The sequence below is a fragment of the Paraburkholderia phytofirmans PsJN genome, assembly GCF_000020125.1.
Taxonomy (GTDB): Bacteria; Pseudomonadota; Gammaproteobacteria; order Burkholderiales; family Burkholderiaceae; genus Paraburkholderia; species Paraburkholderia phytofirmans.
In genome coordinates this window covers 3219806-3239066 of the sequence record NC_010681.1, presented here as the reverse complement: position 1 = coordinate 3239066, position 19261 = coordinate 3219806, and the positions used below count along the sequence as shown (strand labels likewise).

The 19261-nt window shown below is 61.7% G+C and carries 16 protein-coding genes; 14 read left to right on the top strand and 2 right to left on the bottom strand.

What is annotated here, in order from left to right:
• Nucleotides 1–20: 20 nt before the first annotated feature.
• Nucleotides 21–530, top strand: coding sequence for a DUF4149 domain-containing protein (locus BPHYT_RS14180; RefSeq protein ID WP_012433845.1), 510 nt, complete (start codon nucleotides 21–23; stop codon nucleotides 528–530).
• 145 nt (nucleotides 531–675) lie between these two features.
• Here BPHYT_RS14180 and BPHYT_RS14175 read toward each other — a convergent pair whose 3' ends face one another.
• Nucleotides 676–1203 carry a YhbY family RNA-binding protein gene (locus tag BPHYT_RS14175; protein ID WP_012433844.1) on the bottom strand — a complete coding sequence of 176 codons (528 nt, stop codon included), beginning with the start codon at nucleotides 1201–1203 and terminating at the stop codon, nucleotides 676–678.
• A gap of 183 nt (nucleotides 1204–1386) precedes the next feature.
• Between BPHYT_RS14175 and BPHYT_RS14170 the strand changes: the two genes are divergently transcribed.
• The 12 genes from BPHYT_RS14170 to phoR all read left to right on the top strand — a co-directional run bounded on the left by BPHYT_RS14170 (nucleotide 1387) and on the right by phoR (nucleotide 15253).
• On the top strand, nucleotides 1387–2049 hold the full coding sequence (locus BPHYT_RS14170; protein WP_012433843.1) for an RlmE family RNA methyltransferase: 663 nt from the start codon (nucleotides 1387–1389) through the stop codon (nucleotides 2047–2049).
• Between the two features lie 188 nt (nucleotides 2050–2237).
• Entirely contained in the window at nucleotides 2238–4127 is a 1890-nt protein-coding gene (gene ftsH / locus BPHYT_RS14165) for an ATP-dependent zinc metalloprotease FtsH (protein WP_012433842.1), read from the top strand.
• Nucleotides 4128–4209: 82 nt separating this feature from the next.
• Nucleotides 4210–5109 carry a dihydropteroate synthase gene (folP, locus tag BPHYT_RS14160; protein ID WP_012433841.1) on the top strand — a complete coding sequence of 300 codons (900 nt, stop codon included), beginning with the start codon at nucleotides 4210–4212 and terminating at the stop codon, nucleotides 5107–5109.
• 28 nt (nucleotides 5110–5137) lie between these two features.
• Entirely contained in the window at nucleotides 5138–6496 is a 1359-nt protein-coding gene (gene glmM / locus BPHYT_RS14155) for a phosphoglucosamine mutase (RefSeq protein WP_012433840.1), read from the top strand.
• Nucleotides 6497–6615: 119 nt separating this feature from the next.
• Nucleotides 6616–7887, top strand: a complete 1272-nt coding sequence (locus BPHYT_RS14150; protein WP_407669193.1) for an IS256 family transposase — start codon at nucleotides 6616–6618, stop codon at nucleotides 7885–7887.
• Nucleotides 7888–8424: 537 nt separating this feature from the next.
• A complete protein-coding gene (gene pstS / locus BPHYT_RS14145) occupies nucleotides 8425–9456 on the top strand; it encodes a phosphate ABC transporter substrate-binding protein PstS (RefSeq protein WP_012433838.1) in 1032 nt (343 codons plus the stop codon).
• Nucleotides 9457–9604: 148 nt separating this feature from the next.
• Nucleotides 9605–10606, top strand: a complete 1002-nt coding sequence (gene pstC, locus BPHYT_RS14140) for a phosphate ABC transporter permease PstC (RefSeq protein ID WP_012433837.1) — start codon at nucleotides 9605–9607, stop codon at nucleotides 10604–10606.
• A complete protein-coding gene (gene pstA / locus BPHYT_RS14135; RefSeq protein ID WP_012433836.1) occupies nucleotides 10603–11499 on the top strand; it encodes a phosphate ABC transporter permease PstA in 897 nt (298 codons plus the stop codon). The genes pstC and pstA overlap by 4 nt, the downstream gene beginning before the upstream one ends.
• A gap of 17 nt (nucleotides 11500–11516) precedes the next feature.
• Nucleotides 11517–12365 (top strand): phosphate ABC transporter ATP-binding protein PstB, encoded by an 849-nt coding sequence (gene pstB / locus BPHYT_RS14130; RefSeq protein ID WP_012433835.1) that lies wholly within the window; start codon nucleotides 11517–11519, stop codon nucleotides 12363–12365.
• Between the two features lie 28 nt (nucleotides 12366–12393).
• Nucleotides 12394–13098 carry a phosphate signaling complex protein PhoU gene (gene phoU, locus BPHYT_RS14125; protein ID WP_012433834.1) on the top strand — a complete coding sequence of 235 codons (705 nt, stop codon included), beginning with the start codon at nucleotides 12394–12396 and terminating at the stop codon, nucleotides 13096–13098.
• A gap of 26 nt (nucleotides 13099–13124) precedes the next feature.
• Nucleotides 13125–13826 (top strand): phosphate regulon transcriptional regulator PhoB, encoded by a 702-nt coding sequence (gene phoB / locus BPHYT_RS14120; RefSeq protein WP_006051991.1) that lies wholly within the window; start codon nucleotides 13125–13127, stop codon nucleotides 13824–13826.
• A 113-nt stretch (nucleotides 13827–13939) separates the two neighbouring features.
• On the top strand, nucleotides 13940–15253 hold the full coding sequence (gene phoR, locus BPHYT_RS14115) for a phosphate regulon sensor histidine kinase PhoR (protein ID WP_012433833.1): 1314 nt from the start codon (nucleotides 13940–13942) through the stop codon (nucleotides 15251–15253).
• A gap of 99 nt (nucleotides 15254–15352) precedes the next feature.
• Here phoR and ppk1 read toward each other — a convergent pair whose 3' ends face one another.
• Entirely contained in the window at nucleotides 15353–17416 is a 2064-nt protein-coding gene (gene ppk1 / locus BPHYT_RS14110) for a polyphosphate kinase 1 (protein WP_012433832.1), read from the bottom strand.
• A gap of 200 nt (nucleotides 17417–17616) precedes the next feature.
• Between ppk1 and ppx the strand changes: the two genes are divergently transcribed.
• Entirely contained in the window at nucleotides 17617–19251 is a 1635-nt protein-coding gene (ppx, locus tag BPHYT_RS14105; protein ID WP_041758521.1) for an exopolyphosphatase, read from the top strand.
• The last annotated feature ends 10 nt before the right edge of the window (nucleotides 19252–19261 follow it).

Genomic DNA, 19261 nt, shown 5'->3' with positions numbered 1-19261 from the left:
AGGCGGTTCCGGTGTCCCTGATGCCGCATCGATTTTTCCGGCTATTGACGGTGGTGTGGGTCGGTAGTCTGCTGACTATCGGCTATGCCGTCGCGCCCGTGCTGTTCACGTCGCTCGACCGGATGACGGCCGGCGCGGTGGCCGCGCAACTGTTCCGCATTGAAGGCGTGCTGGGCGCGGTGTGCGGCATTTTGCTGCTCGGTCTCGCGAACGTGCTGGTTCGGCGCGGCAGCGATGCGTATCGCCGGCTGCGCTGGCTGATCGCCGGCATGCTGGTGTGCGTACTCGTTGGTTACTTTGCGTTGCAGCCTTTTATGAATGCAATGCGCATCGCCGCGCTCGAGGCGGGCAGCGATGTCGGGCATTCGGCTTATGCAACACGCTTCGGCATTTTGCACGGCGTGTCGAGTCTGTTCTACCTGATCGAAAGCCTGCTGGGAGTGGCGCTGGTGTGGAAACTGCCCGCCGGCGCAGGCGTTGCGTCCGCAGAGCAGGTTGCTCGCGGCACGGCAGGGAAGGCGGCCGGCTGACACGCGCGGCCGTGGCTGCTTTCAGGCGCTGAGTATGCAAGCTGGAGCGCGACGAGCCTGCTGAGTGAGCAACGTTGAGCTTCGTGATCGTGATCAGGCAGCCCACGGCAAGGTGCGGACGCCGCCCGCACCGCTCATCATTCGCTTATTTCGACGACTGATGCGAGCGCTTCGCGCTGGTCTGGCGCTTCTTGGCGCGCTTGATGTTGCCGCCTTGCGTTACGCGTTCATTGCCGCGCACCACGACTGCTTTGGCCTTGGGTTTGCGCATCGGGATTTCGCTGGGCTTCACTACGGTCACGACGCGCGGCGCGCGGCCCTTACCCGGCTTGGCTTCCACTGCGGCTTCGCGGGCGCTCGGCAGGGCGCCGCGTTTGGTCTTCACGGCCGGCTGTGCGGCTTCCGGTTTCCAGATCACCAGCAGCTTGCCGATATGTTGGATCGGCGCGGCGTTCAGCTTGTCGCAGATTTCTTCATAGATCGCGATGCGCTCTTCGCGTTCGTCGCCGAACACGCGGATCTTGATGAGCTGATGGGCGCCAAGGTGGACCTTGATCTCGGAGAGCACAGCGTCGGTCAAGCCTTCGGCGCCGACGAGCACGACCGGTTTGAGCGCATGTGCCTGGGAGCGCAACTCGGCGCGTTGGTCGGAAGAGACTTTGAGGGCGGGCATGGAAAGTGGGAGACTCGACTAAAATGGCGGCACCTGCATTTCCGAGAGATTCGGCCAATTGCGCAGGGCGGCGCGTCAGAACAACAGAATCGCGGATGACTGCCAGTTTTGGCGGCGTCCGCGCGAATTAACCGCGTATTATCCCCTAAAGCGTGTCATAACGCAGCAAGAGTTCAACGCTTAATGGCAAAAAACAAATTCAACACGGCGTGGTTGCACGATCACATCAACGACCCGTACGTAAAAATGGCGCAGCGGGAGGGCTATCGTGCCCGCGCAGCCTACAAGCTCAAGGAAATCGACGAGCAGGACAGGCTGATCCGTCCCGGCCAGGTGATCGTCGACCTCGGTTCGGTGCCGGGCAGTTGGAGCCAGTACGCGCGTAACAAGCTTGCCAAGGGTGCGCAGCGCGACGCCGAGCGCGAAGGTGGCATCGACGGCACGATCATCGCGCTGGACATCCTCCCCATGGAGCCGATCGCCGACGTCACGTTCATTCAGGGCGACTTCCGCGAAGACACCGTGCTCGGTCAACTGGAAGAATTGGTCGGCGAACGCCAGGTTGATCTTGTAATTTCGGATATGGCGCCCAACCTGTCGGGAGTGGCGGTGGCGGATGCCGCGCGAATCGAGCATCTGTGCGATCTCGCGCTGGAATTCTCACAAAATCACCTGAAGCAGGATGGTGCCCTTTTAGTCAAATGCTTTCACGGCAGCGGTTACAGCCAGATTGTCGAAAAGTTCAAGCATCAATTTAAGGTGGTGGCGGCCCGCAAGCCGAAAGCCTCGCGGGACAAGTCATCAGAAACGTTTATTTTGGGTAAGCATCTCAAGCGGCCCGCATAGGACGCTGCAGGACGGTTCCGCATCTGCCGATAATGCGATCATGGCCTCGGAAATGGGTGCTGCAATGGCCCGCTGTCCTATTTCTGTGGTAGTGAAACCTTATGGCAGGGGTCTGCGGACTGGATTAGAATGCTTTCGTGGTGCCGCAAGGCAAATGTAGGCGCCCGTCTAAGTGAAGGAGTGGTGCTTTGAACAACAATATGTTTTCGAAAGCAGCAGTGTGGCTGGTTATCGCACTGGTGCTGTTTACGGTGTTCAAGCAGTTCGACAAGCCCCGTGTCCAGGAAGGCGTTTCCTATTCGCAGTTCATGGACGACGCGAAGAACGGCAAAGTCAAGAACGTCATTGTCCAGGGGCGGAACCTCACGGTCACTCCAGCAGACGGCCAGAAGTACCAGATCGTGTCGCCCGGCGACATCTGGATGGTCGGCGATCTGATGAAGTACGGCGTTCAGGTGAGCGGCAAGGCTGATGACGAACCCAATGCGCTGGTGTCCGCGCTGTACTACCTCGGGCCGACGATCCTGATCATTGGTTTCTGGTTCTACATGATGCGACAGATGCAGGGGGGCGGGAAAGGTGGTGCGTTCTCGTTCGGTAAATCCCGTGCACGTCTGATCGACGAAAACAATAACGCAATCAATTTCACCGACGTCGCCGGTTGCGACGAAGCCAAGGAAGAAGTCTCCGAACTGGTCGACTTCCTGCGCGATCCGCAGAAATTCCAGAAGCTGGGTGGTCGCATTCCGCGCGGCGTGCTGCTGGTCGGGCCGCCGGGAACCGGTAAGACGTTGCTGGCGCGCGCCATCGCCGGTGAGGCGAAAGTGCCGTTCTTCAGCATCTCGGGTTCGGACTTCGTCGAAATGTTCGTCGGTGTCGGCGCGGCTCGTGTGCGCGACATGTTCGAGCAGGCCAAGAAGCATGCACCGTGCATCGTGTTCATCGACGAAATCGATGCGGTTGGCCGTCATCGTGGCGCCGGTATGGGCGGCGGTAACGACGAGCGCGAACAGACCTTGAACCAGATGCTGGTCGAGATGGACGGCTTCGAAGCGAACTCAGGCGTGATCGTGATTGCTGCAACGAACCGTTCGGACGTCCTCGACAAGGCGCTTCTGCGTCCGGGCCGTTTCGACCGCCAGGTGTATGTCGGTCTACCCGATATTCGCGGCCGTGAGCACATCATGAAGGTTCACCTGCGCAAGGTGCCGATTTCGAACGACGTCGACGCAGCGGTGATCGCACGCGGCACGCCGGGCTTCTCCGGCGCCGACCTCGCGAACCTGGTGAACGAAGCAGCTTTGTTCGCGGCTCGCCGCGGCAAGCGCATCGTCGAAATGAACGACTTTGAAGATGCGAAGGACAAGATTTTCATGGGTCCGGAGCGCAAGTCGGCCGTGATCCGCGAAGAATCGAAGCGCGCTACGGCGTACCACGAGTCGGGTCATGCGGTGATCGCGAAGCTGTTGCCGAAGGCCGATCCGGTGCACAAGGTCACGATCATTCCGCGTGGCCGTGCATTGGGCGTGACGTGGCAGTTGCCGGAGCATGACAACGAAACGTATTCGAAGGACTACCTGCTGGATCGTCTCGCGATTCTGTTCGGTGGCCGCGTCGCGGAAGAGCTGTTCCTGAACCTGCTCAGCACCGGCGCGTCGGACGACTTCAACAAGGCGACGCAAACCGCGCGCGCCATGGTGGCTCGCTTCGGCATGACGGACGCACTCGGACCGATGGTCTACGTCGACGACGAGAACGACGCCACGCCGTTTGGCCGCGGCTTCACGCGCACCATTTCGGAAGCGACGCAGCAGAAGGTCGATGCTGAAATCCGTCGCGTGCTGGATGAGCAGTACAACCTCGCGAAGCGCTTGCTGGACGAGAACCGCGATAAGGTCGAGGCGATGACCGCCGCACTGATGGAGTGGGAAACGATCGACGCCGATCAGATCAACGACATCATGGCAGGCCGTCCGCCACGTTCGCCGAAGAGCTCGCCGCCGTCGGCAACCGACGCCTCCTCGGGCGGCAGCCCGGGCACCGAGGTCAAGCCGGGCAGCGCAACGGCGCCGGCCTGATAGGCGACCAGTAGAAAGTGCGGGCCGGTGTGTTTCACACCGGCCCGTTTTGCATTTATCCGTTTGCGCGAAGCACTACCACGTGTCGAAAGTCGAATCCCCTTTGTTGCCCATTCCCGAGCCGCTGCAATGCGGCCGTTTCAAGCTGACCTTTGAACGCCCGTTGGTCATGGGCATTCTGAACGTTACTCCCGATTCTTTTTCCGACGGCGGCAAATACGCGATGCGCGGCGATGCGTTGCGCCAGGCCGAGCGTATGATGCTCGACGGCGCGGACATCATCGATATCGGCGGCGAATCGACGCGCCCCGGCGCGCCGCCGGTGCCGCTCGACGAAGAGCTGGAGCGGGTGATCCCGCTCGTCGAGCAATTGCGCGGCGCGAATGTGCCCTTGTCGATCGACACCTACAAGCCCGAAGTGATGCGCCACACGCTGGCCGCCGGCGCCGATCTGATCAACGATATCTGGGGCTTCCGGATGCCCGGCGCGATCGACGCGGTGCGCGACAGCGAGTGCGGCCTGTGCGTGATGCACATGCTCGGCGAGCCGCAGACCATGCAGCTCGGTGAGCCGGTCTACGACGATGTGGTGCGTGAAGTTCGCGATTTTCTCGAGGAGCGCATCGCGGCACTCGAGCAGGCGGGCATTGCGCGTGCTCGTATCAGCGTGGACCCGGGTTTCGGCTTCGGCAAGACCGTAGTCGAGCATAATTACACGCTGCTCGCGCATCTGTCGGATACGGCGCCGCGAGCCGAACCGCCGTATCCGATTCTTGCCGGCATGTCGCGCAAGTCGATGGTCGGCGCGGTGGTGGGACGCCCGGCGCCGGAACGCGTCGCGGGCAGTATTGCGGCGGCGGTGTGCGCCGCTGAACGGGGCGCTGCGATTCTGCGCGTGCACGACGTCGCGCAAACGGTAGATGCATTGAAAGTATGGGCAGCCATGCGCGACGCGGGGAATCACAGCCGCGCGCGCGGTTGAACCCACAAGCCAAGGAGGAAGATAAAACATGGCACGTCGTTATTTCGGAACGGACGGCATTCGGGGCAAAGTCGGCGAAGGGCCTATCACGCCGGAGTTTGTATTGCGGCTCGGCTACGCGGCCGGCAAGGTGCTGGCAGGCGCGGACCGCTGGGCCAAATCGGGCACGCGGCCAACCGTGTTGATCGGCAAAGACACGCGGGTGTCGGGCTACATGCTCGAAGCCGCGCTCGAGTCGGGTTTTTCCGCGGCAGGTGTGGACGTGATGCTGGCCGGCCCGATGCCGACCCCCGGCATCGCCTACCTGACGCGCGCGTTGCGGCTTGCCGCGGGCGTGGTCATCAGTGCATCGCATAACCCGTACTACGACAACGGCATCAAATTTTTCTCCGCCGACGGTAACAAGTTGCCGGACGAAGTGGAGTCGCAGATCGAGGAGCAGCTCGATCTGCCGCTCGCTTGCGCGGCATCCGAGCAACTCGGCAAGGCGCGGCGTCTCGACGACGCGGCGGGCCGCTACATCGAGTTCTGCAAGAGCACGTTCCCGGCGGCGTTCGATCTGCACGGGCTGAAGCTGGTGGTCGACTGCGCGCATGGCGCCGCTTATGACGTCGCGCCGCACGTGTTCCACGAGCTCGGCGCCGAAGTGATTCCGATCGGCGTCGCGCCGAACGGCTTCAACATCAACGACGGTGTCGGCGCGACCGCACCGGATGCGCTGGTGCGTGCCGTGCGCGCGAATCACGCGGATCTAGGCATCGCGCTCGATGGCGACGCCGATCGTCTGCAAGTGGTCGACGCGGCAGGGCGCCTCTACAACGGCGACGAACTGCTGTACATCCTGGTCAAGGATCGAGTCGCGACCGACGGCAAAGTGGACGGCGCAGTCGGCACCTTGATGACGAATATGGCGGTGGAAGTGGCGCTGCAGGAAGCCGGCGTGAAGTTCGTCCGCGCGGCGGTCGGCGACCGCTACGTGCTCGAGCAGTTGCGCGAGCACGGCTGGCAACTCGGGGCCGAGGGCTCTGGCCATATTCTTTCGCTCGACCGCCATTCCACGGGCGACGGCATCGTCTCCGCGTTGCTGGTGCTGGCGGCCATGAAGCGCAGCGAAAAGACGCTCGCGGACCTGCTCGACGGCGTCACGCTGTTCCCGCAGAAGCTGATCAACGTGCGCATGAAGCCCGACGCGGACTGGAAGAGCAGCGATGCGATCCGCCGCGCCATCGCCAAGGCCGAGAGCGCGCTGAACGGCCGCGGCCGCGTGCTGATCCGCGCGTCCGGCACCGAGCCGGTGCTGCGCGTGATGGTGGAAGCAGAAAATGCCGCCGACGCGCTTCAGTACGCGGAGTCGATTGCCGGAGCCGTGAAAGAGGCAACGGCGTAAGCCGCACGCTGTTGCGGCGAGAGGGCGTCGGGATGACGAGCATATCGTCCCGACGCCCTCTTGGGACCTATCCGTAATTTTGTGGGCGAGGCATATCATGGGAGGTAAAAGTCATGGATATGCCGATGAAGAAGAAACGCACCGTCGCTTCTCAGGCAGCGGCCCGAGGGCCGCTGCCCGCCCTACCGGAAGGTCTGCTTGATGACCTGGTCAAAGGCCCGATGACGCCCAACGAGGTTCAGGACCTGATGCTGGCATTCAACAAGGCACTCATTGAGCGCGCGATGGGCGCCGAGATGAAGATGCATCTGGGCTACCCGGCGGGTCAGCCCAAACCCGACGGCCAGGGCAACGAACGTAACGGTGCCAGCGGCAAGACGCTCCTCACCGATTATGGCCCGCTGCGGGTCGATCTGCCGCGCGATCGTGACGGCAGTTTCGAGCCCATCCTGATCCCCAGACACGAGCGCCGTTTCACCGGTTTCGATGAGCGCATCATCGCCATGTACGCGCGCGGCATGAGTGTGCGCGAGATCCAGGCGTTTCTGGCCGAAACCTATGGCACCGGGGTTTCGCCCGATTTCATCAGCTCGGTTACCGACGAGGTGATGGCCGAAACGCTCGCCTGGCAGAACCGTCCGCTCGAGCCGATGTACCCGGTCGTGTTCTTCGATGCGCTGCGCGTGAAGATCCGTGACGACGGCGTGGTCAGCAACAAGGCCGTCTATCTGGCGCTGGGTATCCAGGCTGACGGCCAGCGCGACGTGCTCGGTCTGTGGATCGAACAGACCGAGGGCGCAAAGTTCTGGCTCAAGGTGTTCAACGAGCTCAAAACGCGCGGCTGCCAGGACATCCTGATCGCCGTGGTCGACGGCCTGAAGGGACTGGCCGAAGCGATCGGCACGGCGTACCCGCGTACGGCCGTGCAGACCTGCATCGTGCATTTGATGCGCAATAGCCTGGAGTACGCGAGCTACAAGGATCGCAAGGCCGTCGCTGCCGCGCTCAGGCCCATCTATACCGCTGTGAACGAGCTGGCCGCGCGGCAGGCGCTGGAGGCCTTTGCCGAAGGACAATGGGGAACGAAGTATCCGACTATCGTGCAATCCTGGCGGCGGGCGTGGGAAAACGTCACGCCATTTTTTGTGTTTCCGCCGGAGATACGCCGGGTCATTTACACCACAAATGCCATTGAGAGTCTGAACATGCAACTGCGCAAGATCATCAAGACCCGTGGTCACTTCCCGAATGACGAGGCGGCCATCAAGCTGCTGTGGCTGGCGCTTCGCAACGTGCTGGCAAAGTCCGTACGAACCACCTTCGACTGGAAATCTGCCATGAACCAGTTTGCCATCCTGTTTGGCGAGCGCTTCACCAACGCACGCGGCTAGATCCGCTAACCGCCTCGCACACAAAAATGCGGACAGGTTCCCCTCTTGCCGCCCGCAACCTGCAATTCAGCTTCGCAATCACCACGCGGCAATTGGCGCCTGCCGCACGTAGCGCGTCACGCATCATGTGACCAAGTGTCGCGAACTCAGAAAGCGAACCGCGCAAAGGGCACATCGCCAGGTGGGCCGGCGCCCAAACGCGCCACGCCAAACCGCGCAGCCCCAAAAAACAATTCCAACGCTCTACCCACACTGCAACTACCGTCTCACCCAACCACAACATTCCGTACCATCCACACCGCATCTTTTCCCAAATGCGCACTCGCAAACGTTCGCGCCCCAACTTTCTTCGTCTAATCTAAAGAGCGGCATGACCTTCGGCGAAGGGTCAGCGTTTTCCCTGGCGAAGCGCCTTTCAACTGCGTAATCCCACTGTCACATCCGTTTCACGTTAAGTCACGTTACTGTCACAAAGAGACCCTAAGCTTCGCGGTGTTCGTCTTACACGCTCACACCGCTCACACCTTTGGAGGTCTCATGAAATTGATGCAAACCGTGTTCGCTGGCGTCGCTGGCGCGCTTTTCGCGATCGCAGCGCAAGCCGCAGACATCACCGGCGCGGGCAGCACCTTCGCAGCACCGATTTACACGAAGTGGGCCGACTCGTATCAGAAGTCCGGCGGCGGCAAGGTGAACTATCAAGGCATCGGCTCGTCGGGCGGCGTGAAGCAGATCGTCGCGAAGACCGTCGACTTCGCCGGTTCGGACGCTCCGCTGAAAGACGACGAACTCGCCAAGGAAGGCCTGTTCCAGTTCCCGACGGTGGTCGGCGGCGTGGTGCCGGTCGTCAACGTGCCGGGCGTGAAGCCGGCTGAACTGACGCTGTCGGGCGAAGTGCTGGGCGACATCTATCTGGGCAAGATCAAGAAGTGGAACGATCCGGCGATCGTTGCGCTGAACCCGAAGGTCAAGCTGCCGGATACCGACATCGCCGTGGTTCGCCGCGCCGATGGTTCGGGCACCAGCTTCATCTGGACGAACTATCTGTCGAAGGTCAACGCGGACTGGAAGTCGAAGGTCGGTGAAGGTTCGACGGTCAACTGGCCGACGGGCACGGGCGGCAAGGGCAACGACGGCGTCGCGGCCTTCGTGCAACGTCTGCCGGGCGCAATCGGCTACGTGGAATGGGCGTACGCGAAGCAAAACCACATGACGTATGTCGCGCTGAAGAACTCGACGGGCACGGTGGTCGAGCCGAAGACGGACACCTTCAAGGCAGCGGCAGCAGGCGCGGACTGGTCGAAGTCGTTCTACCAGATCCTGACGAACGAGCCGGGCAAGAACGCATGGCCGATCGTCGGCGCGACGTTCGTGCTGGTTCACACGACGCAAGAGAAGGCGCCGCAAGGCAGCGAAACGCTGAAGTTCTTCGACTGGGCGTTCAAGAACGGCACGCAAGCCGCGAACGATCTGGACTACATCTCGCTGCCGGATTCGGTCGTGTCGGAAATCCGCACGCAATGGAAGTCGAAGGTGAAGGACGCTTCGGGCAAGGCAATCGCCGAGTAAGGGACGCATCGGGCACAGCGCTCGGCATCCGCAGTATGTAACACGTTGGCCGTCCTCATGTGAGGACGGCCAATGGCTTTAACCCCCGGCATTACCGGCCGCATGACACGTGTCGTACGGCAACTGGAAACAGGTCCATCAGGCTCTCATGTCCGATATCCAATTAGCGCCCGGCGCGAGCAGGTCGACCCCGCCCGGCAGCGCGTCGCAGCAGAAAGCGCCCAGCCGCGCCGGCGACGTGATCTTCGGCGGTCTCGCGCGCCTCGCCGCGATCATCACTTTGCTGCTGCTCGGCGGCATCATCGTCTCGCTGATCGTCGCATCCATGCCGTCGATCAAGCAATTCGGCCTCAGCTTCCTGTGGACCGCGGACTGGGATCCACCCAGCAAGCAATTCGGCGCGCTGGTGCCGATCTACGGCACGATCGCCACCTCGATCATTGCACTCATCATCGCGGTGCCCGTGAGCTTCGGCATCGCGCTCTTCCTGACTGAACTCTCGCCCGCGTGGCTGCGCCGCCCGCTCGGCATCGCGATCGAACTGCTCGCCGCGATTCCGTCGATCGTGTACGGCATGTGGGGTTTGCTGGTGTTCGCGCCGATCTTCGCGACGTACTTCGAAAAACCGCTCGGCGTGGTGCTCGGCGGCATTCCGTTCGTCGGAGCGCTGTTTCAGGGCGCGCCGATCGGCATCGGCATTCTGTGCGCGGGCGTGATTCTCGCGATCATGATCATTCCGTACATCGCCTCGGTGATGCGCGACGTGTTCGAAGTCACGCCGGTCCTGCTGAAGGAATCGGCGTACGGCATCGGCTGCACGACGTGGGAAGTGATGTGGAAGATCGTGCTGCCCTTTACGAAGAGCGGCGTGATCGGCGGCGTGATGCTGGGTCTGGGCCGCGCGCTCGGCGAGACCATGGCTGTGACGTTCGTGATCGGCAACACCAATCTGCTCGACAACGTGTCGCTCTTTTCGCCGGGCAACAGCATTACGTCGGCGCTCGCCAACGAATTCGCCGAAGCGGATCCGGGCTTGCACACGTCGGCGCTGATGGAACTCGGCCTCATTCTGTTCGTGATTACTTTTATCGTGCTGGCGATCTCCAAGGTCATGCTGCTGCGTCTTCAGAAAGCGGAGGGCGCGAAATGAGCCAGCCCACTTTGAATATGCCGGGTTCGAACGACGCCGCCGCGCTCGAAGCGATGCGCGTGCGTCTGCAAGGCCGCCGCCGCATGAAGAACGCGATCGCGCTGACCATGTCGCTCGCCGCCATGGCGTTCGGCCTGATCTGGCTGGTCTGGATTCTCTATACGACTTTGCGTCTCGGTGTCGGTGGCTTGTCGGTCGAACTGTTTACGCAATCGACGCCGCCGCCGAACACCGATGGCGGCGGTCTCGCCAACGCGATCGTCGGCAGTCTGATGCTGGTCGGACTCGCGACTTTCGTCGGCACGCCGATCGGTATCCTGGCGGGCGTCTATCTCGCCGAATACGGCCAGAAGGGCTGGCTCGCGAGCTTCACGCGTTTCATCAACGACATTCTGTTGTCGGCGCCCTCGATCGTGGTCGGTCTCTTCGTGTACGCGCTGGTCGTCGCGAAGATGGGCCACTTCAGCGGCTGGGCCGGCGTCTTCGCGCTCGCCTTGCTGCAGATTCCGATCGTGATCCGCACCACGGAAAACATGCTGAAGCTGGTGCCGAACGCACTGCGTGAAGCGGCTTTCGCGCTCGGCACGCCGAAGTGGAAGATGGTGCTGTCGATCACGCTGAAGGCGTCGATCGCGGGTATCGTCACCGGCGTGCTGCTCGGCGTCGCGCGTATCGCAGGCGAAACCGCGCCGCTGCTGTTCACGGCGTTGTCGAACCAGTTCTTCTCGATGGACATGGGCCAGCCGGTCGCGAACCTGCCGGTCACGATCTACAAGTTTGCGATGAGCCCGTTCGCGCAGTGGCAATCGCTCGCGTGGGCCGGCGTCTTCCTGATCACGCTCGCGGTGCTGGGATTGAACATCCTCGCGCGCACGATCTTCTCGAACAAGTAAGGGCGGAGTGTAATCCGATGAATATGGCAGAAACTCAACTCAATCCGATCGCGCGCCACACTGCGCCCGCTGGTTTCGATCCCGCCCAGAGCGGCCAGTCGCAGGCGCCGTCGCGCCCGAAGATCGAGATCAACGACCTGAACTTCTTCTACGGCAAGTATCACGCGTTGAAGAACATCAATCTGGCGATTCCCGAAGGCAAGGTGACCGCGTTCATCGGCCCGTCGGGTTGCGGCAAGTCCACGCTGCTGCGCACGCTGAACAAGATGTACGCGCTCTATCCGGAACAGCGCGCCGAAGGCGAGATCCTGATGGACGGCGAAAACCTGCTGACCTCCAAGCGCGACATCTCGCTCTTGCGCGCACGGATCGGCATGGTGTTCCAGAAGCCGACGCCGTTTCCCATGTCGATCTACGACAACATCGCGTTCGGCGTGAAGATGTTCGAAACGCTGCCGCGCTCGGAGATGGACGACCGCGTGGAATGGGCGCTGACCAAGGCCGCGTTGTGGAACGAAGTGAAGGACAAGCTCGGCCAGAGCGGCTACGGTTTGTCGGGCGGCCAGCAGCAGCGTCTGTGCATCGCGCGCGGTATCGCGATCCGTCCGGAAGTGCTCCTGCTCGACGAGCCGTGTTCGGCACTCGACCCGATTTCGACGGGCCGTATCGAAGAACTGATCGCTGAACTGAAGAGCGATTACACGGTGGTGATCGTCACGCACAACATGCAACAGGCGGCCCGCTGTTCGGACTACACTGCCTATATGTACCTCGGCGAGTTGATCGAATTCGGCGATACCGAAAAGATCTTCATCAAGCCGGTCCGCAAGGAAACCGAGGACTACATCACTGGCCGCTTCGGTTAACTCGACGAGCAATACAAGGGAGTACGACATGTCCGATAAACACCTGTCCAGCCAGTTCGACGCCGACCTGAATCTGGTTTCTTCCAAGGTGCTCGAAATGGGTGGCCTGGTCGAATCGCAGATCGTCAAGGCCATGCAGGCGCTCAACGAATTCGATCTCGACATCGCCGAGCAGGTCATCGCCGCGGAAGACCGTCTGAACAAGATGGAAGTGGAAATCGACGAAGAGTGCAGCAACATCATCGCGCGCCGTCAGCCGGCCGCGCGTGACCTGCGCCTCCTGATCGCGATTTCGAAGACCATCACGAATCTCGAGCGCGCCGGCGACGAAGCCGAAAAAATCGCCAAGCGCACCAAGCGGTTGATGGAAGACGGCGCCTCGCGCACCATCAACATCGCCGAAATCAAGCTGTCGGGCGAGATGGCGGTGTCGATTCTGCGTCGCGCATTGGATGCGTTCGCGCGCCTCGACACGGTCGCCGCCGCGCAGATTGTGCGCGACGATAAAGCGATCGACGAAGAATTCCGCGCCTTCGTGCGCAAGCTGATTTCGTACATGACCGAAGATCCGCGTTCGATCTCGGTGGGCCTCGACTTCCTCTTTATCGCCAAGGCGATCGAGCGGATCGGCGACCACTCGAAGAACATCGCCGAATTCATCATTTACATCGTGAAGGGTACGGACGTGCGGCACAAGTCGCGTGACGCGCTCGAACGCGAAGCACTCAGTTAATCCAGACATAAGGACCAGAGGTGCCGATGCCCAGCAGCATTCTCGTCATTGAAGATGAGCCCGCCATTTCCGAACTGATTTCGGTCAATCTTCAACACGCCGGACACTGCCCGATTCGCGCGTACAACGCGGAGCAGGCGCAGAACCTGATCAGCGACGTATTGCCCGACCTCGTCCTGCTCGACTGGATGTTGCCGGGTAAATCGGGCATCGCGTTCGCTCGCGATCTGCGCAACAACGAGCGCACGAAACATATCCCGATCATCATGCTGACCGCGCGTGGCGACGAGCAGGACAAGGTGCTCGGCCTCGAAATCGGCGCCGACGACTACGTCACCAAGCCGTTCTCGCCGAAAGAACTGATGGCGCGCATCAAGGCGGTATTGCGCCGCCGTGCGCCGCAGCTGACCGAAGACGTGGTCGCGATCAACGGTCTCAAGCTCGACCCGGCGACGCACCGCGTGGCCGCCCATGCGGAAGGCAGCGAGATCAAGCTCGATCTCGGCCCGACGGAATTCCGCCTGCTGCACTTTTTCATGACGCATCCCGAGCGCGTGCACAGCCGCACGCAACTGCTCGATCAGGTGTGGGGCGACCACGTGTTCGTCGAAGAGCGCACGGTAGACGTGCATATCAAGCGTTTGCGCGCGGCCCTCAAGCCGGCCGGGTGCGATGCTATGATTGAGACGGTACGCGGCAGCGGCTACCGGCTTGCGAAGAGCGCCTGAGGCTTCTGCGGTAGCGGTGGTCGAGCCGCCCGCGTCGGCTACGTTTTTTTCGCAATGACAGGCGCCGCGATTGCCATCCCGGCGCTTAAGTTTTCCTCTTCGATCGCTAGACCATGAACATCATCTGGGCGCGCTCCATCGTGTCGGTCGTGCTGCTGGCTGTTCTGTGCGTGGTGGTCGGCGCACTGGTGAACGTCAAGGCAGGGCTTGTCCTCGCGATCGTCATGCTGCTCGCGCAGAGCCTTTTCAGCACCTTCCATAAACAGCGTCTGTGGCGTTTGCTCGACGCACCGGTTTACGGCGAAGTGCCGAGCGCCCCTGGCATCTGGGGCGAAATCTACTACCGTCTGCACAAGCTTGCGAAGCGCTGGCACGCCCAGGTGCGCTCGGTCGAGCAGCAGCATTCGCGCTTCATTCAGGCTATCCAGGCCTCGCCGAACGGCGTGGCGATGCTCGACGATCACGACCAGATCGAGTGGTGCAACGCGATCTCCGAGCTTCATTTCGGTCTGGATGCGAAGCGCGATCTGCGTCAGCACATCACACATCTGGTGCGCCAGCCGGACTTCGTTCGCTATCTGAATTCGCATCGCTACGAAGAAATGCTGATCATGCGCGGCATGGGCGACAAGCGCCAGAACGTGCTGTCGGTACAGGTGTTTCCGTACGGCGAGAATCGCAAGCTGGTGCTCTCGCAAGACATCACCGAACTCGAACGCACCGATGCGATGCGGCGCGACTTCGTCGCCAATGTTTCGCATGAACTTAAAACGCCGCTCACGGTGCTCTCGGGTTTTCTGGAAACCATGCGCGAGTTGCCGCTGAGCGAAGCCGAACGTTCGCGCTATCTCGAACTGATGGAGCAGCAGGCGTCGCGCATGCGCCATATCGTCAACGATCTGCTGGTGCTCGCCAAACTCGAAGGCGACAACAAGCCGCCGAGCGATCAGATGATCGATATGCGCGCGGTGTTGCGGCATCTGCGCGACGACGCAGAAAATCTGTCGAGCGATCATCACAAGATCGTGTTCGATACCGACGAAGGGCTCACGGTCACCGGCGTCGAAACGGAAATTCTCAGTGCGTTGGGCAATCTCGTCACGAACGCGATCCGCTACACGCCGGACGGCGGCGCGATCAAAGTGGCCTGGCATGCGCAGGGCGGCAGTGCGATATTTTCCGTGACGGACAGCGGACTCGGCATTCCGGCTGCGGACATTCCACGGTTGACGGAGCGTTTCTATCGCGTCGATCGCAGCCGTTCGCGCGACACCGGCGGAACGGGACTCGGGCTCGCGATCGTCAAGCATGTGCTGCAGCGTCACGATGCGCAACTCGACGTGAAGAGCGAAGAGGGGCGTGGCAGCACATTCACCGTGCGCTTCCCGGTGTATCGCACGGCGCGCCGGCAACCGGTGCCGGTTTGAAGGTGGCCGCATCGGAATAAAGAAAGCCCGCACGTAGCGGGCTTTTTTACGCGTCTCACGTGTGTTGGTGGCTCGCCGAAGCGAGCGCAGTCACTAACGCTACGAACAGAATTTCCCCAGCAGACTCATCTGCGCATTGCGCGAGGACTTGCCCGGCCGGCGGCGCCGATAGTGCCCGTCGCTTTGCATCAGCCACGCGGATTGATTGTCGCCGAGGAATGCCGACAGGCCTTCGGCGATCACGCGCCGCTTCAAACGGCGGTTGTTGATCGGGAACGCCACTTCAACGCGCCGGAAGAAATTGCGGTCCATCCAGTCGGCGCTGGACAGATAGACCTGTTCCTTGCCGCCGTCGTAAAAGTAGAAGATGCGATGGTGTTCCAGAAAGCGCCCGACGATCGAGCGCACCGTGATGTTCTCCGAAAGCCCCGCCACGCCCGGCTGCAACGAGCACACGCCACGCACGATCAGATCGATTTTCACGCCCGCTTGCGCGGCTTCGTACAACTCGGCGATCACCGTGGGTTCGAGCAGTGCGTTCATCTTCGCGACGATGCGTGCCTTCTTGCCGGCGCGCGCATGCTCGGCTTCGGCGCGAATCGCTTCGACCAGTTTTGGATGCAGCGTGAACGGCGATTGCCACAACTCGTGCAGCTTCAACTCGCCGCCGATGCCGGTCAGTTGCTGGAATACGTGATGAACGTCTTCGCAGATTTTCTGATCGGCGGTCATCAAACCGAAGTCGGTGTAAAGACGCGCCGTACGCGGATGATAGTTGCCGGTGCCGAGGTGCACGTAGCGCTTGAGCGTGGTCTTGCCGCCCACCGACACGCGCCGCACGATCAGCATCATCTTCGCGTGGCACTTGTGGCCGACCACGCCGTACACCACGTGCGCGCCGACCGCCTCGAGCTGCGAGGCCCAGTTGATGTTGGTTTCTTCGTCGAAACGCGCGAGCAGTTCGACCACTACCGTGACTTCCTTGCCGTTGCGCGCGGCCTGCATGAGCGCGTCCATCAACGGCGAATCGGTGCCGGTGCGATAGATGGTCTGCTTGATCGCGACGACGTTCGGATCTTTAGCCGCCTGCAGCAGCAGTTCGAGCACCGGCTGAAAGCTCTCGTACGGATGATGCAGCAGCACGTCGCCCTGATCGATCACGTCGAACATGCTGACGCTGTTGGCCACCTGCGCCGGAATCGCGGGGATGTGCGGCACGAACTTGAGATCGGGGCGGTCCACCATCTCCGGCAATTGCATCAGCCGCACCAGATTGACGGGGCCGTCGGCGTAATAGCAGTCCTTGTCGGACAGGCCGCTTTCATCGAGCAGGCGGCGCACGACATGCGTGGGCGTTTCCGCCGACACTTCGAGCCGCACCGCATTGCCCAGATGCCGTGCCGGCAATTCGCCCTGCAACGCGACGCGCAGATTGGTGATTTCATCTTCGTCGACGAACAGTTCGCTATTGCGCGTGATGCGAAACTGATTGCAACTGCGCACCACTAGGTTCGGAAACAGCTCGCCGACAAAGCGTTGCAACAGCGAGCTCAGCAGCACGAAACCGTGCGGATAACCCGACAGTTCCTGCGGCATGCGCACGAGCCGCGGCAGCGCGCGCGGCGCCTGCACGATGCCCATCATCGCCTGGCGGCCGAACGCGTCCTTGCCTTCGAGTTCGACGACGAAGTTCAGGCTCTTGTTGAGCACGCGTGGAAACGGGTGCGCCGGATCGAGGCCGATTGGCGTGAGCACGGGCAACAGTTCGTCGAAGAAGTAGTTGCGGGCCCACTCGGTCTGCGCTTCGTTCCACGCTTCCGTGCCGTGAAAATAGATGCCTTCTGCTTCGAGCGCGGTGAGCACCGTGTCGTGCAGCATGGTGTACTGGCGATGCACGAGCTTCTGCGCGCGTTCGACCACGAGGTCGTACACGTGCTGCAGCGACATGCCGTCCGGCGATAGCGCGCCGGGGTTGTCGCGCATCTGTTCCTGCAGTCCGGCCATGCGGACTTCGAAGAATTCGTCGAGATTGCTACTGGTGATGCAGATGAAGCGCAGGCGTTCGAGCAAAGGGACGGCTGGGTCGGCAGCTTGTGCCAACACACGCTCGTTGAAACCCAGAATGCCCAGCTCGCGATTCAATAAGGGGTAGCGGATGGACATCGGCAGCGAGAATGGAATGTCAGGAAGAGATGCGGAAAGACGCTCGGAAATTCTCACAGTATGATGACGTTGTTATGACATTCTCGATTTTTTATTCTACGCCGTAATCGCCGCATGTCGTCAATATGACGCAGTCCGTATGGGACCATTGGGCACCCCCATTGCTGCGAGGTGACATCGTGAGGCGCGGTACGCTTAGAATGGCGTCTTTGAACAGCGCGGCCGGCCGGAAGGTGCATGAGGCGCCCAGGGCACCCGATGGACACGGAGCGTTTCCCGCATCCAACGCCGCCGCGCTCGCGCGCATGGAGTCCGCTTACCCGATGGTCAATACTCCACAACTCCTCGCTGCCGTGGATCTCGGCTCGAACAGCTTCCGGCTGATCGTGGGCCGGGTCGAGGAAACCGACGCGGGCAGCCAGATCTATCAGGTCGACGCCTTGCGTGAACCGGTGCGTCTGGCCGCCGGTCTGTCGCGCGACAAGATGCTCGACCGTGCCTCGCAGGTGCGCGGCTGGGACGCGCTCAAGCGTTTTGGCGAGCGTCTGCGCGACTTTCATCCCGATCACGTTCGCGCGGTCGCAACCAATACATTGCGCATCGCCAAGAATGCCGGCGAATTCCTCGGCGAGGCGCAGGCCGCGCTCGGGTTCCCGATCGAAGTGATCGCCGGGCGTGAAGAAGCGCGCCTGATCTATGCGGGCGCAGCACACTCCGTGCCCGCGAGCCCGGGTAAGCGTCTCGTGGTCGACATCGGCGGCGGCTCGACGGAATTCATCATTGGCTCGCATTACACGCCCATCAAGATGGAGAGCCTGTATATCGGCTGCGTGAGTCATAGCCGGGCGTTTTTCCCGGCAGGCAACGTGGACGAATACACGATGCGTCAGGCCGAACTCGCCGCGGGCCGCGAAATCCAGATCATTTCCGCCGAGTACAAGAAAACCGGCTGGGAGCAGGCAATCGGCTCGTCGGGCACCGCGCGCGCGTTGGCCGAATTGGTGGAGGCAAATAACTTCAACGATCCGGGTATCACGCACGGCATCTCGCGCGGCGGCCTCGAACGGCTCAAGCGCGCGCTGATCAAGGCGGAGAACGTCAACCGGCTGAAGCTAGTCGCGTTGAAGGGCGATCGTATTCCGGTGCTGGCCGGCGGTCTGTCGATCATGATCGCGGTGTTCGACGAACTTGGTGTCGATTACGTCGATACCACGGACGGCGCCTTGCGCCTCGGCGTGCTATACGACCTGCTAGGCCGTTCGCAGCACGAAGATATGCGTACGGTCACGGTGGAAGGTTTCATGCGCCGCTATGGCGTGGATCGCGCGCAGGCGGGGCGCATCGGCGAACTCGCGGTGCGCTTCTACGAACAGTTCGCGGAACCCGACGAAGAACGCCGCGCGGAGAACCGCATGTTTCTCGGCTGGGCCGCGGCGCTGCATGAAATCGGTCTGTCGATCTCGCATAGCGCCTATCACAAGCATTCGGCCTATATCGCGAGCAACGCGGACATGCCGGGCTTTTCGCGCACCGATCAGGCGCGGCTTGCCGCGCTCGTGCTCGGTCACGCGGGCAAGCTCGGCAAGCTGTCGCAAACACGCGAAGTGGAGTGGCCGCTGCTGTTCTGTCTGCGGCTCGCGGCTTTGCTCTGCCGCCGGCGTGCGGACGTTGGCTTGCCGGGTATTGCGGTGGCGCAGGTCAACGGCGGTTACGAGGTGCGTTTGCCGAACGAGTGGGTGGCTAACAATCCGCTCACCGACTACAGCCTGATTCAGGAAGCCGCTGAGTGGGAGAAAGTCGGCATTCCGTATCGTGTGGTCTATACGGACGATTGAAGCTTGCGCG

What these genes read in the sequence shown, in the direction of transcription:
- pstA (WP_012433836.1), top strand. Translation starts at nt 10,603, where the DNA reads ATGAGCCAGCCCACTTTGAATATGCCGGGTTCGAACGACGCCGCCGCG.
- phoU (WP_012433834.1), top strand. Translation starts at nt 12,394, where the DNA reads ATGTCCGATAAACACCTGTCCAGCCAGTTCGACGCCGACCTGAATCTG.
- BPHYT_RS14175 (WP_012433844.1), bottom strand. Translation starts at nt 1,203, where the DNA reads ATGCCCGCCCTCAAAGTCTCTTCCGACCAACGCGCCGAGTTGCGCTCC.
- BPHYT_RS14170 (WP_012433843.1), top strand. Translation starts at nt 1,387, where the DNA reads ATGGCAAAAAACAAATTCAACACGGCGTGGTTGCACGATCACATCAAC.
- ppk1 (WP_012433832.1), bottom strand. Translation starts at nt 17,416, where the DNA reads ATGTCCATCCGCTACCCCTTATTGAATCGCGAGCTGGGCATTCTGGGT.
- BPHYT_RS14180 (WP_012433845.1), top strand. Translation starts at nt 21, where the DNA reads ATGCCGCATCGATTTTTCCGGCTATTGACGGTGGTGTGGGTCGGTAGT.
- phoR (WP_012433833.1), top strand. Translation starts at nt 13,940, where the DNA reads ATGAACATCATCTGGGCGCGCTCCATCGTGTCGGTCGTGCTGCTGGCT.
- phoB (WP_006051991.1), top strand. Translation starts at nt 13,125, where the DNA reads ATGCCCAGCAGCATTCTCGTCATTGAAGATGAGCCCGCCATTTCCGAA.
- pstB (WP_012433835.1), top strand. Translation starts at nt 11,517, where the DNA reads ATGAATATGGCAGAAACTCAACTCAATCCGATCGCGCGCCACACTGCG.
- ppx (WP_041758521.1), top strand. Translation starts at nt 17,617, where the DNA reads ATGGCGTCTTTGAACAGCGCGGCCGGCCGGAAGGTGCATGAGGCGCCC.
- glmM (WP_012433840.1), top strand. Translation starts at nt 5,138, where the DNA reads ATGGCACGTCGTTATTTCGGAACGGACGGCATTCGGGGCAAAGTCGGC.
- pstC (WP_012433837.1), top strand. Translation starts at nt 9,605, where the DNA reads ATGTCCGATATCCAATTAGCGCCCGGCGCGAGCAGGTCGACCCCGCCC.
- pstS (WP_012433838.1), top strand. Translation starts at nt 8,425, where the DNA reads ATGAAATTGATGCAAACCGTGTTCGCTGGCGTCGCTGGCGCGCTTTTC.
- BPHYT_RS14150 (WP_407669193.1), top strand. Translation starts at nt 6,616, where the DNA reads ATGCCGATGAAGAAGAAACGCACCGTCGCTTCTCAGGCAGCGGCCCGA.